General features: G+C 43.7%; 12 protein-coding genes. 6 read left to right on the top strand and 6 right to left on the bottom strand.

Going from position 1 to position 12,283, the window contains the following annotated elements; all coding sequences use genetic code 11:
- Nucleotides 1-53: 53 nt before the first annotated feature.
- Both ACMXYT_RS09425 and ACMXYT_RS09430 read right to left on the bottom strand, forming a co-directional pair.
- The gene (locus tag ACMXYT_RS09425; RefSeq protein WP_415898462.1) at nucleotides 54-1,211 is read right to left on the bottom strand and encodes an SIR2 family protein; all 1,158 of its coding nucleotides are present in this window, start codon (nucleotides 1,209-1,211) and stop codon (nucleotides 54-56) included.
- Nucleotides 1,212-1,509: 298 nt separating this feature from the next.
- Complete coding sequence (locus ACMXYT_RS09430) at nucleotides 1,510-2,148, bottom strand: glutathione S-transferase family protein (protein ID WP_415898463.1); 639 nt, start codon at nucleotides 2,146-2,148, stop codon at nucleotides 1,510-1,512.
- A 141-nt stretch (nucleotides 2,149-2,289) separates the two neighbouring features.
- Here ACMXYT_RS09430 and ACMXYT_RS09435 point away from each other — a divergent pair, with 141 nt between their 5' ends.
- A complete protein-coding gene (locus ACMXYT_RS09435; RefSeq protein ID WP_415881513.1) occupies nucleotides 2,290-2,844 on the top strand; it encodes a TetR/AcrR family transcriptional regulator in 555 nt (184 codons plus the stop codon).
- A gap of 128 nt (nucleotides 2,845-2,972) precedes the next feature.
- Here ACMXYT_RS09435 and ACMXYT_RS09440 read toward each other — a convergent pair whose 3' ends face one another.
- Nucleotides 2,973-4,640 carry a glutamine--tRNA ligase/YqeY domain fusion protein gene (locus ACMXYT_RS09440; protein ID WP_415894080.1) on the bottom strand — a complete coding sequence of 556 codons (1,668 nt, stop codon included), beginning with the start codon at nucleotides 4,638-4,640 and terminating at the stop codon, nucleotides 2,973-2,975.
- Between the two features lie 300 nt (nucleotides 4,641-4,940).
- On the opposite strand from ACMXYT_RS09440, the gene ACMXYT_RS09445 reads away from it, so the two are divergent.
- Nucleotides 4,941-5,462 carry a peptidylprolyl isomerase gene (locus tag ACMXYT_RS09445; protein ID WP_415884660.1) on the top strand — a complete coding sequence of 174 codons (522 nt, stop codon included), beginning with the start codon at nucleotides 4,941-4,943 and terminating at the stop codon, nucleotides 5,460-5,462.
- Entirely contained in the window at nucleotides 5,462-6,187 is a 726-nt protein-coding gene (locus tag ACMXYT_RS09450) for a UDP-2,3-diacylglucosamine diphosphatase (protein ID WP_415898464.1), read from the top strand. Before ACMXYT_RS09445 ends, ACMXYT_RS09450 begins: the two co-directional genes overlap by 1 nt.
- 72 nt (nucleotides 6,188-6,259) lie before the next feature.
- On the opposite strand, the gene ACMXYT_RS09455 is transcribed toward ACMXYT_RS09450, so the two are convergent.
- Entirely contained in the window at nucleotides 6,260-6,868 is a 609-nt protein-coding gene (locus ACMXYT_RS09455; protein WP_415894078.1) for a tRNA-(ms[2]io[6]A)-hydroxylase, read from the bottom strand.
- A gap of 139 nt (nucleotides 6,869-7,007) precedes the next feature.
- Here ACMXYT_RS09455 and ACMXYT_RS09460 point away from each other — a divergent pair, with 139 nt between their 5' ends.
- Nucleotides 7,008-7,868 carry a hypothetical protein gene (locus tag ACMXYT_RS09460; RefSeq protein WP_415898465.1) on the top strand — a complete coding sequence of 287 codons (861 nt, stop codon included), beginning with the start codon at nucleotides 7,008-7,010 and terminating at the stop codon, nucleotides 7,866-7,868.
- Nucleotides 7,869-7,887: 19 nt separating this feature from the next.
- Here the strand turns inward: ACMXYT_RS09460 and ACMXYT_RS09465 are convergent, their stop codons facing one another.
- Nucleotides 7,888-8,514 (bottom strand): LysE family translocator, encoded by a 627-nt coding sequence (locus tag ACMXYT_RS09465; protein ID WP_415898466.1) that lies wholly within the window; start codon nucleotides 8,512-8,514, stop codon nucleotides 7,888-7,890.
- A gap of 390 nt (nucleotides 8,515-8,904) precedes the next feature.
- Between ACMXYT_RS09465 and fusA the strand changes: the two genes are divergently transcribed.
- Together fusA and ACMXYT_RS09475 are read left to right on the top strand one after the other, a co-directional pair.
- A complete protein-coding gene (fusA, locus tag ACMXYT_RS09470; RefSeq protein ID WP_415898467.1) occupies nucleotides 8,905-10,995 on the top strand; it encodes an elongation factor G in 2,091 nt (696 codons plus the stop codon).
- A gap of 182 nt (nucleotides 10,996-11,177) precedes the next feature.
- Nucleotides 11,178-11,405 (top strand): DUF1059 domain-containing protein, encoded by a 228-nt coding sequence (locus tag ACMXYT_RS09475; RefSeq protein ID WP_415888081.1) that lies wholly within the window; start codon nucleotides 11,178-11,180, stop codon nucleotides 11,403-11,405.
- Between the two features lie 6 nt (nucleotides 11,406-11,411).
- Here ACMXYT_RS09475 and ACMXYT_RS09480 read toward each other — a convergent pair whose 3' ends face one another.
- On the bottom strand, nucleotides 11,412-12,197 hold the full coding sequence (locus ACMXYT_RS09480; RefSeq protein ID WP_415911363.1) for a substrate-binding periplasmic protein: 786 nt from the start codon (nucleotides 12,195-12,197) through the stop codon (nucleotides 11,412-11,414).
- Nucleotides 12,198-12,283 lie beyond the last annotated feature (86 nt).

Here is a 12,283-nt window from a genome sequence, read left to right on the forward strand (position 1 = left end):
GCTTTTTGGAACAAAAAGCATGACAGTTTGAGGAGCCAGATTGCAGCTGTTTGTTATGCATTTTTACCTACTACACTTTCCATAAGACCACTTTCTAGAGCTTGTTCAAAGCTATCCTCTATGAACTCTACCTTTGATGATAGGCCTCTATAAGCTTGCCTAGCTGCCTCTGTCAAATAAGGATTCACAACTGTTAGCTCCGCATCGTTTCTTAAGTTTTTTGCAAAGAATGCTTTTATATGTATGTCAGCATCTGGAAATGAATACCCAATGAAGACAATTTTCTTTGCTGATCTAATTTCTAGTTGAGCTTCGTATATGAGATTTTGTACAACTGGATGCTTCAATATTTTACTATGTGTTGGGGGAACAATCAGAGTTGAGAGAGGATAGCCATCTCTAGGGCACAATTCAGCATTATCAATGTCTCCCATCCATGAAGGATCAAACCTAGGGAGTTCGCCGGTATCTAAATCTATATGTTTATTCCAAGGTGTAAGAACTGCCTGCGAGCAACAATTACAATATTTCCAGTTTAGGCTTCCATGAAGCTTAATTAATTTTATTGGTCGAGGATCACAATTGTCCCAATCGGGAATCGGCTCTCTGGGGTTGACCCACCAGTCAAAACCTATTAGTCCATCTTCTTTTGTGTAATTCAGAAAATCTATACAATAATCAATTAACCCGTGTCTTGGGTATAACCACCTATCAAAAGCATCGTCTATTTGATTATCGTAATTTGTAGTTATTATTGAAAAATTTCTATTCGTTTCAATTGCGCGCTCCCACAAAAATGAGTAAACGCTGTCATTCTCTCGGCCCTTTACTTCTCTCTCCCGCTTTGTAAGCGGGGATTTTGCTGACTTCGAAGTTATGAAATAAATTAGTTTAACCAGAGATTCTTTAAGTAGCCTCAGTTTTTCAAGAGTGTAGACCTTACATAAGGCAACATCATTATCGATGAAGTAATCTATGTATGAGAAAATAGTCTCCAATGAGGGATATGTATTGCTTTCCTCTGAATACGAAAAGTTGTTAGTGATAAAGGCACACACAATCTTCCTTAACTCTGAATTTTCAAATTCTTCATCTTTAGGAGAGAGTATCTCAGGAACTATATCTTTCTGAAGAGGCACTCCATCACTATAGGAAGCTCCCGCACCTAAGAAAAACAAACAGTCCCTTTCTTTCTGGTATTCAATAAACACTATCTATCCTCAAGTGCATAACATTTTTATATACGAGGCTCCGTATATCTACCCATGCCAGACATCCATCTATCTGTTTTATAGCTATTTTTGACTTAGCCCTAGACTGAAGGCAAGCATCAACCATACCTAATATCTCAATCAAACCATAAAAAAGGGCGTAACGGTTAACCCATTACACCCTACTTTCTAATCAAACTCTGTATTTGCCCTTTAGATTTTTCTCTAGCGAAGCGTCCTAAAAGGCGAAGCCGATCTCTAGCTGCGCAGCAGCGTCCTCTAGCGTAGCGTCCTGAATCTATTTAAGAACATCCTTCGCAAAATCCTGCTGACGAATAGTCTGGATATAGTTCAGTACGTTTTCGTGCTTAGCTACCAGTGGCTTACCTACTTCATTGCCTTCGATGTAATCGATAATCGGGATCAAGATTAGGTCTGCAGCCGTAAGTTCGTAACCACAGATAAAAGGATAATCAGCTAGTTGATCAGCAACGATGGATAGTGCGTTTTCGATACCTGGCACTGCTGCTTCTACTTTATCCATGCGTACTGTGCCGTTTTCACCTTTCGGGAAGATGAACTCAAGCAATACTTTACGCACGATTTCAAAATCGACATAGATACCGCTGATTCCACTCCACGCTTCAACTTGAGCTTGAGCATATGGATCAGTTGGATAAAGTTTTGCGCCACCGTATTCATTTTCTAAGTAATGCAGAATCGCAACGGTCTCTGGAATTGGCCCTTTCTCAGTTAGAAGCACTGGAAATTTGGTATATGGGTGGATCGCTTTATGGCCTGGGGTATGAAAACCCACTGCTTCGCCATCCACTTGTGTAGTTACCTCGTAAGGCAGTCCTTTTAGCTCGCAAGCCATCATCACACTGCGCACAAATGTACTGAAAGATGGACCATAAATTCGGATTGGTGCAGTCATGCTTAAACTCCTGTTATCTAATTCGGTTAACTCATTCGGTTAACTACCTGAGCTCCACTTTATTGACCGACACAATATGTTCAAGAACATATTTTAAACTTATGCCATACTCCGGCATAAGCAAGTACAGGAGTAGTTTTTATGGGGTGGACGGCTGAACAAAAGCAGCAGAGTCGTAAAAAGATTATTGATAGCGCTGCAGAACTCTTTACCAAAGATGGCTTTGATAAAGTGGCGATTAACGATGTGATGAAACACGCCGGTCTAACCCGAGGGGCGTTTTACAATCACTTTGAATCTAAGAGCGATCTCTACGCCGAAGCGATATTGAGCGCTGCTCACCTAGCTAAAAGTCATACCATTGAACGCTCTGGTTTTCAGTTGTCGGATATTATTGAAACTTACCTGAGCGACAAACATCGGAATGGTGAGTTCTGCTGTCCATTAGCGTTTTTAACCACCGACATTCATCAACGGGATGATCAGGTCCGTACCACCTATACCCGCGTACTGAAAGGCTTTATCAATAATATCCATGAGCTAAATGAAGGCCAGCCAGCCCTCGATGAGAGCGAAGCGATTAAGAAAGCAGTGCTAATGATTGGTGGGGTTGCGATTGCCAGAGCGGTTAATGAGGACGATTTTGCAGAACAGCTATTAAGTGCCTGCCGCGAAGGAGTTAATAAGGGCGGGTAAGAATCGGATAAAGGCAGGAAGAAACAGCCTGGTGCGGATAAAATCAGCCAAAAACGAAAAACCGGCTAAAAGCATCTCTGCTCTTAGCCGGTTTTAGCTGACCTTAGCTGCTACTAGCGGGTCTTAATTTATTTCCCCCACGAATCACGCAGGCCAGCGGTACGGTTAAATACCAACTTATCAGCTGTAGAGTCTGAATCTACGCAGAAGTAACCGGTACGCTCAAACTGGTAAGCGCTTTCCACTGCTGCATCAGCTAGACCTACTTCACAACGGCTGTCAGTTCTAACCACTAGAGATTCTGGGTTGATGAACTCAAGGAAATCTTTTTCCTTATCGCCTGTTGGGTTTGCTTCGGAGAACAAACGATCGTACTCGCGCACTTCACAAGGTACAGAGTTATCAGCAGATACCCAGTGTACAACGCCTTTAGCTTTGTAGCCTTCTGGATTCGCGCCGGCAGTTGCAGGATCGTAAGTACATTTCAATTCAACAACGTTACCATCCGCATCTTTGATAACTTCTTGGCAGGTAATAACGTAAGAACCACGTAGACGAACAGCAACACCTTGCGTTAGACGCTTCCACTTACGTGGCGGTACTTCAGCAAAGTCGTCTTGTTCGATAAGAATGTTACGTGTAAAAGGAACTTTACGAACACCCATCGTTTCATCTTTAGGATGCTTAGGCAGCTCGAACCACTCTTCCTGACCTTCGTCATAGTTAGTGATTGTGACTTTCAGTGGCTGAACAACACACATTGCACGCGGTGCATTTTTATCTAGATCTTCACGCACGAAGAATTCGAACTGAGCCATATCAACTGTGCCGTCAGTTTTAGCAACCGCTAGGCTGTCACAGAAGTTACGTACAGAAGCTGGCGTATAACCACGACGACGTAGGCCAGAGATAGTTGGCATACGTGGGTCATCCCAACCATTGACATGGTTCTCATCAACAAGCTGCTTCAGCTTACGCTTACTTGTTACTGTGTAGTTTAGGTTTAGACGACCAAACTCATACTGACGTGGCTGTGATGGTACAGGTAGGTTTTCGATGAACCACTCGTACAATGGACGGTGATCAGCAAACTCCAGGGTACAAATCGAGTGCGTTACGCCTTCAATCGCATCTTCTTGGCCATGTGCAAAGTCGTAGCTTGGGTAGATGCACCACTTGTCACCTGTTTGGTGGTGAGACTCTTTACGAATACGGTAAAGAATCGGGTCACGCAGGTTCATGTTAGACGATGCCATGTCGATCTTAGCGCGCAGTACACAGCTACCTTCGTCAAACTCACCCTTGCGCATGCGTTCTAGAAGGTCAAGGTTCTCTTCAGGTGAACGCTCGCGGAACGGGCTGTCTTTACCTGGTTCAGTTGCCCAACCACGGTATTCTTTTGCTTCTTCTGGGCTCAGGTCACAAACGTATGCTTTGCCTTCACGAACAAGGTGCTGTGCCCACTCGTAGAACTGATCAAAGTAGTTTGACGCGTAACGAACTTCACCCGCCCACTTAAAACCTAACCATTCAACGTCTTGCTTGATCGCATCAACGTATTCTTGATCTTCTTTGGTCGGGTTAGTGTCATCAAAACGTAGATTACATTCGCCGTTATATTTGTCAGCAGTGCCAAAGTTCAGGCAGATAGACTTTGCGTGGCCAATGTGAAGATAACCATTTGGCTCTGGCGGAAAACGCGTAACAACTTTTCCGTTGTTCTTACCGTCTTCCAGATCCTGTTCAATCACCTGATGAATAAAGTTAGTAGGTTTACTGCTTTCTGTATTGCTCATAAAAACGTCTTAATCCCGACATTGCATGAATTCTGAATTGCCCCGAAACGCGTCCACATCTATAGGGCATAAATTGTTGTACATTATAAACGGATGCGCAGCCTAATTGGCAGTGAATATCAGTAAGATTTTTTCAATAAATTTCTAAGTAATCCCCGCATACCAAAAAGGCCTCCTACAATTCTTTGGAGTTGGTACTTTAGAACCAATTATTCGCCACTTAGGAATAAACAGTGATGCGTTTCTCTTAGACTTGCGTATAATGGGCCAGTCAAAGGCGAAGAAGTGGACTTTACAACAATGATCATCCTCCATACTAATTTTGGTGATATCTCTATAGAGCTAGACCACGAAAAAGCTCCGAAAACAGCAGCAAACTTCGAGCAATATGTCACGGAAGGCTTTTACGATGGCGTTATTTTCCATCGTGTAATCAATGGCTTCATGATCCAAGGCGGCGGTTTTGAACCAGGTATGGTACAAAAAACTACTCGCGAAACTATTGAAAACGAAGCAGACAACGGTCTATCTAATGCGGCAGGCACTATCGCTATGGCACGCACAATGGATCCACACAGCGCATCTGCACAGTTCTTTATTAATGTTTCTGACAACACTTTCCTTGACCATACAGCTAAAACAACTGAAGGCTGGGGCTACGCGGTATTTGGTAAAGTTGTTGACGGTATGGATGTAGTTAACAAACTTAAAGCTGCATCGACTACTATCCGCGCAGGCCATCAAGATGTACCGGTTGAAGATATCATCATCGAGTCAGCTGAAATCGTTACAGAAGAAGTAGAAAGCGCAGAAGAAGAATAATGCCCGTATACTTTGTCTCAGATATACATCTGAAACCCGAACGCCCGGATCTTTCCCGGGCGTTTTCGTATTTTCTAGAACATACTGCTACCGATGCAACGCAGTTGTATCTTCTAGGGGATATTTTCGAAGCATGGATTGGCGATGATTGCCCTACCCCTGGCTTGGATGAGCTTTTACAGCAACTCAAAACAATGAGTGACAAAGGCTGTGAAATTTTCTTCCAACACGGCAACCGCGATTTCTTGGTAGGGGAACAGTTCTGCCAAAGCATCGGTGCCAAACTGCTACCTGAAGAATTCGTACTTTCATTGCCAATTGGCAATGCCGTGGTGCTTCATGGTGATCAGCTTTGCACCGATGATACTGAGTACATGCAGTTCCGCGCTTTGGTTCGCAATCCACAGTGGCAACAAGATTTCTTAAGTAAGTCATTAGAAGAGCGTTTAGCTATCGCTCGACAACTGAGAGACACCAGCAAACAACGCACAACCGAAAAGTCTGATTACATCACTGATGTAAATGCAGACGCGGTTAAACAATCTTTTGCTGATAACAAAGTTTCACTGATGATTCATGGTCATACCCATAGACCTGCTGTACATGAAGTGGAATTAGCTCCCGAGTCTGCGACACGTATAGTGCTTGGCGATTGGGACAAGCTCGGCTGGTATCTTAAAGTCGATCAGGATGGATACGATCTCATTAGCTTCGAAGTCGAGTGATGTAGGAGCTCACCCTGTGAGCGATAAATGATAAAAATCGCCCACGGGGGGGGGTGGGCTCCTACATAATAATCAGATGAATGTTGGTGCACCGCTATGGAAACGGAACTCATCATCTGGTGACTCAATCAGCTCTCGTTCAACTTCGCGGAAAAACGCTACGCGCTCATCAATGGGCTCACCGGCATAGTCCGCAGCAAGACCTAAGTAATCTTGGTAGTGACGACCCTCTGATTTCAGCAAAGAGCGATAGAACTTAGCCAGTTCCTCATCCAAGAACGGCGCTAATTTGGCAAAACGCTCACAAGAACGCGCTTCTATATAAGCACCAATAATGAGAACATCGATCAAACGACCTGGCTCAGATGTACGCGCATGGGTACGCATACCGCCTGCATATCTTGCAGAAGACATGTGATCATAAACCACACCTCGGTCCTGCATAATCGCCAGCACTTGCTCAAAGTGAATCAGCTCTTCACGTGCTAGACGTGACATCTTGTTTAACAACTCAAGACGATCAACATAGCGAAACATCAATGTCATTGCTGTAGAAGCCGCTTTCTTCTCACAATGCGCATGATCAATCAGAAGGATATCCTGATTCTGCAAAGCAGCTTGAATCCAAGAATCGGGAGTTTCACATGCTAAAAATTCTTTGATCTCGTCGAGAGCGTCCATTAATACCTGACCTAACACACGTTGTAATAAGGAGGCGCATTATAGCCATTGATATAAGACTTTTTAACCTAAGAAGCTCTATATTCCTTAACTGATTGATCTACTACAATAAAATGGTCCAATTTGGTTGAGTCGTACAATGCGAACTTTTTTAACGCTGCTGTTATTAGTATCAAGCCAACTTAGTGCAGACACCCTATCGATTGGTGTTCATGCTAATTACGTTAATGAGCATTTTAAATTAGCGGCTGGGAAACAGGGCTATTCGAATGTTTTGCCGGTAGAAGAGTGTCCAGCATTAGACTCTGAAGAATTAAAAGATATTCAGCGAATCACCATGGATATTATGGTCATTTGTAACGCTGTAAAATCTGCCAAGTACGTCAACCTTATTCGGCTGGTGCCATACCCCAATGTTACACGCGGCCTGCAGTTAGCCACCAATAACAAGATTGATATGGTTGGCCAATCACTGTTTGAAAGCGATCATCTCGCAGAAACAAACCTCTTAATAACCACACCCATTATTCGCAATGGCGAATTTCAAGTCGGCGTTTTTTCTACCAAAAACAGAACTGACATTTTGGAGTTAGGTGAAGATATCGATGTCACAAAACTAAGAGGCGTTACGGTCAGAAGCTGGAAAACTGACCAAACGGCCCTGAACGATATTGGAACTAAGCAAGTCAACTTACTACCCACTAGAAACCTTATTGCTAATTTTATATCCAGTGGCCGTGGAGACTTTACCCTCTCCTACCTTAAAGAGCCGGTCGTCACGAGGATCGGCGGTGAGTTAATCCGGGTATCTGGGGTAAAAGTCAGCTTTGATGCATCTCGCTCTTTTATTTTGCCGGCGCGTAATACTCAGCTTTACACTATTTTGCAAAGCTACATCCAAGAGCAAAGACAAAAATCACCAGATGCGATTCGCCAAGCTTATATACACGCAGGCTTTATTACTGAAGATTACGATCACTGGCGAGATCTTGCAGAGTAGCAGGCAAGATTAAGTAGCATTATCTTTCAGTCGTAACGAGCTTCAGAGCCAAACCAACAAAGACGGTGCCAGCGACTTTATTAATAATCGACTGACCCAATTCCGAATCTTGAATCCAACCGCGTAAACTCCCCGAAAGTAGCGCAACTGAGCTCATGACAAAGAAAGCTACAACGATAAAAACCATACTTAAGGTAAATAACTGCTGACTTAGTGAGCCAACCGCAGGGTCGGCAAACTGAGGCAGGAAGGCCATAAATAAGATCGCCAATTTAGGATTAGTAGAACTCATCAGAATTCCACGACGATAGAGTTGCATCGCACTAAGCTGTGGCTGCTCTGACATAGATACCTTGGCAGCAGCCGCACGAAAAGAGATAAACGCTAAATAAAGTAGATAACCCACACCAACGATTTTAAGCAGGGTAAACGCCAAAGCACTGGCCTGAAATATTGCAGCCACACCTAAAGTGACAGCAACGGTGTGAAATAGCAGACCGGTACACAAGCCCAAGGTGACAATTATCCCGGCTTTACGACCATGAAGAATCGATTGAATCAAAACAAAAATATTATCAGGCCCCGGCGCATAGGAAATTAACGTAGACGCAATAATAAATCCGATTAACACATCAACACTTAACATACTTATATCTACCTAAATAAATCATCTATCGGGCGATCATAATCCGTCATCACAATCATTCAAATCCCCTATTTAATCTAATTCCTTTAACTTTTTTAGGTTACGACCCCTTTATTACGGCTCAGCACCTTCTCGAATTCAAAACGCCACTAAACAGTGCAATTTAATTTTTTACCCCACAAACCCCGCCTATTCCTTTTATATCAATAAGTTAAATTCAAAAATTCAGTTAAAAAAACTAGCAGCAATTATAAAAGCCTTCCGTTAATACCCAATCATCGATAAATCTCAGCAGAAAGAAGTATTTCCTTGTAATTTTTCTTCGAAAAGTCATAAAAAACCTTGTATACTGTCGCGCAATTTTAGGACCTCACTTAGTCGAGTATAGAGATGACAGACTTAACCAAGTACAGAAACATCGGTATTTTCGCGCACGTAGATGCGGGTAAAACCACAACAACAGAACGTATCCTTAAGCTTACTGGTAAGATCCATAAGATGGGTGACGTTCACGATGGCGAAGCTACTACTGACTTCATGGAGCAGGAAGCTGAGCGTGGTATCACAATCCAGTCTGCAGCGACGACTTGTTTCTGGAAAGACCACCGCATGAACATCATCGATACTCCGGGCCACGTAGACTTCACAGTTGAAGTATACCGTTCCCTAAAAGTACTTGACGGTGGTGTAGGTGTATTCTGTGGTTCCGGTGGTGTAGAACCTCAGTCTGAAACTAACTGGCGTTACGCAAACGAGTCTGAAGTAGCTCGTTTGATCTTCGTAAACAAACTAGACCGTCTTGGTGCTGACTTCTACCGCGTTGTAGATCAGGTTAAGAACGTACTAGGCGCTAACCCACTAGTAATGACCCTACCAATCGGCCGTGAAGACAACTTCACAGGTGTAGTAGACGTTCTATCTCAAAAAGCTTACATCTGGGACGATTCTGGTCTTCCAGAGAACTACGAAGTAACTGACATCCCTGCTGATCTAGTAGACGATGCGGCTATGTACCGTGAGCAACTAATCGAAACTGCTCTAGAGCAAGACGAAGACCTAATGATGGAATACCTAGAAGAAGGTACTGAGCCTTCTCTAGAAGAGATCCAGCGTTGCATCCGTGAAGGTACTCGTAAGCTAGACTTCTTCCCAACTTTCTGTGGTTCTGCATACAAGAACAAAGGTATCCAGCTTGTTCTAGATGCTGTTGTTGACTACCTACCAAACCCAGTAGAAGTTGATGCTCAGCCACTAACTGATAAAGAAACTGGTGAGCCAACTGGCGAAGTAGCTACAGTAGCTGTAGATGAGCCATTCCGTGCACTTGCATTCAAGATCATGGATGACCGTTTCGGCGCTCTAACTTTCGTACGTGTATACTCTGGTGTTCTTAACAAGGGTGACACAATCCTTAACTCTTACACTGGCAAAACTGAGCGTATCGGCCGTATGGTTGAGATGCACGCTGATGACCGTACTGAGCTAGATTCTGCTCAAGCTGGCGACATCATCGCAATTGTTGGTATGAAGAACGTTCAGACTGGTCACACTCTATGTGATCAGAAGAACCCTTGTACTCTTGAGCCAATGATCTTCCCTGAGCCAGTAATCTCTATTGCTGTAACTCCTAAGGACAAAGGTTCTACTGAGAAAATGGGTATCGCTATCGGTAAGATGGTTGCAGAAGACCCATCTTTCGTAGTTGAAACTGACGAAGATTCTGGTGAAACAATCCTTAAAGGTATGGGTGAACTTCACCTAGACATCAAGGTAGACATCCTTAAGCGTACTTACGGCGTTGAGCTAGAAGTAGGTAAGCCACAGGTTGCATACCGTGAAACTATCACTCAGTCTGTTGAAGACAGCTACACGCACAAGAAGCAGTCTGGTGGTTCTGGTCAATACGGTAAGATCGATTACCGCATCAAGCCAGGTGAGCCAAACTCTGGCTTCACGTTCACTTCTACAGTAGTAGGCGGTAACGTACCTAAAGAATTCTTCCCAGCGATCGAAAAAGGCTTCGCTGGCATGATGGAACAAGGTGTACTAGCAGGCTTCCCTGTACTAGACGTTGAAATCGAACTATTCGATGGTGGCTTCCACGCGGTTGACTCCTCGGCAGTAGCATTCGAAATCGCAGCTAAAGGCGCTTTCCGTCAGTCTATCCCTAAAGCGGGTGCACAACTTCTTGAGCCAATCATGAAAGTTGACGTATTCACTCCAGATGACAACGTTGGTGATGTAATCGGTGACCTTAACCGTCGTCGTGGCATGATCAAAGACCAAGAAGCTGGCGCTACTGGCGTTCGCATCAAAGCAGACGTTCCACTATCTGAAATGTTTGGTTACATCGGTCACCTACGTACTATTACTTCTGGTCGCGGTCAGTTCTCTATGGAGTTTGAACGCTATGCAGCATGCCCACAGAATGTTGCTGACGAAGTAATCGCTGAAGTAAAAGCTAAAAACGAAGCTAAGTAATCTAATTACTTAACTCGTTAAAAAAGCCCGCTGAGAAATCAGCGGGCTTTTTTGTTTCTATCATGAGCCCCCTTCTTCCCCCACACTCTCTTTAAACGAAGTTTGTCCAATTAAGCACTTTCAACTACCCTGAAGCGAATAACTAAGCAGATATTTACCGAAAGGAGAAAGCAGTGAAGACCATGACTTGCAGGCAACTTGGCGGCGGTTGCGATCTTGAGTTTAAAGCCAACACATTTGAAGAGATGTCCGAGCTAGCAAAACAACATGGTATGGAGATGTTTCAGCAACAAGATGCCGACCACCTAGCAGCCATGCAGAAAGTACAGCAGATGATGTTAGACCCTGAAGCGATGCAGGCCTGGATGAACGAAAAGCGCGAAGAGTTTAATGCTCTACCAAATGACTAACCCTGCCTAATATTGGTATTTGCTTTCGATCGCTGCAAAGGTTCCATCCGCTTTCATTTGCTCCATCGCTAACCGAACTTTCTCTACAAAACCTGGCGTCACCCTCAACTTAGAAAACAACAGGTAAGTTGACCAAGAAAGCACCTCCATTCGCTCACCGTTGTAGAGCACAATATCGATCTGATCTTCCAGTTCTTGCTCTTGGATGTAGTACATCACTGGCAGCAAATCACCAACAAACATATCTACTCGATCATTCAGCAACTGCTTAACACTTTGTTCAGTCGAATCAGCCAACTCAACTTTATGAAACTTCTCACTGTCTAACGCCTGTCTGAAATGACCGCTTCCGTATAGATAGCCTGCTCTAACAGAGATATCTTTATCTTTAACATTTGAAAAATCAGGCTGAACCTCAAATTGATCAGATTTGCGCTTAAACAGCACATAGCTTTGCTGAATCAAGACACTATCAACGTAGTAACCCCATTTCTGGCGTGGTGCATTTTTTCCGGCATTAAAGAGCAAATCACGCTCTCCATGCTCAGTCACATAGACCGCACGCTTCCACGGAAAAAACTGGAAATCAATTTGCTTAACGCCGACTCGGGTCAGAGCCTCTTTGGCAATGTCTACAGCAAGCCCTTTCGGTTCGCCGTTTTCACGATATTCATAGGGAGGGTAATGAAGCGTCGTTGCAAAGATCACTTCTGGAATATCGTCAGCCAAGGCAGCCGAAGAACATAGCGCAAAAAAACATATTATCTTTGCTATGTATCGATTTAACCCCATCTAGCATGCCTCGATTTTCTCAAATATCTAAACAGTATTGTGCATATTCCTCATAGATCAAATCAGGCAATTTGCTACTGACTTAC

It is taken from the genome of Neptuniibacter sp. QD37_11, assembly GCF_047778105.1.
In the GTDB taxonomy this organism is placed as follows: Bacteria; Pseudomonadota; Gammaproteobacteria; order Pseudomonadales; family Balneatricaceae; genus Neptuniibacter.

Bases quoted from the DNA above. Each gene is read 5' to 3' on its own strand.
- ACMXYT_RS09480 (WP_415911363.1), bottom strand. From the start codon at position 12,197: ATGGGGTTAAATCGATACATAGCAAAGATAATATGTTTTTTTGCGCTA.
- ACMXYT_RS09445 (WP_415884660.1), top strand. From the start codon at position 4,941: ATGATCATCCTCCATACTAATTTTGGTGATATCTCTATAGAGCTAGAC.
- ACMXYT_RS09465 (WP_415898466.1), bottom strand. From the start codon at position 8,514: ATGTTAAGTGTTGATGTGTTAATCGGATTTATTATTGCGTCTACGTTA.
- ACMXYT_RS09435 (WP_415881513.1), top strand. From the start codon at position 2,290: ATGGGGTGGACGGCTGAACAAAAGCAGCAGAGTCGTAAAAAGATTATT.
- fusA (WP_415898467.1), top strand. From the start codon at position 8,905: ATGACAGACTTAACCAAGTACAGAAACATCGGTATTTTCGCGCACGTA.
- ACMXYT_RS09450 (WP_415898464.1), top strand. From the start codon at position 5,462: ATGCCCGTATACTTTGTCTCAGATATACATCTGAAACCCGAACGCCCG.
- ACMXYT_RS09460 (WP_415898465.1), top strand. From the start codon at position 7,008: ATGCGAACTTTTTTAACGCTGCTGTTATTAGTATCAAGCCAACTTAGT.
- ACMXYT_RS09475 (WP_415888081.1), top strand. From the start codon at position 11,178: ATGACTTGCAGGCAACTTGGCGGCGGTTGCGATCTTGAGTTTAAAGCC.
- ACMXYT_RS09455 (WP_415894078.1), bottom strand. From the start codon at position 6,868: ATGGACGCTCTCGACGAGATCAAAGAATTTTTAGCATGTGAAACTCCC.
- ACMXYT_RS09440 (WP_415894080.1), bottom strand. From the start codon at position 4,640: ATGAGCAATACAGAAAGCAGTAAACCTACTAACTTTATTCATCAGGTG.
- ACMXYT_RS09430 (WP_415898463.1), bottom strand. From the start codon at position 2,148: ATGACTGCACCAATCCGAATTTATGGTCCATCTTTCAGTACATTTGTG.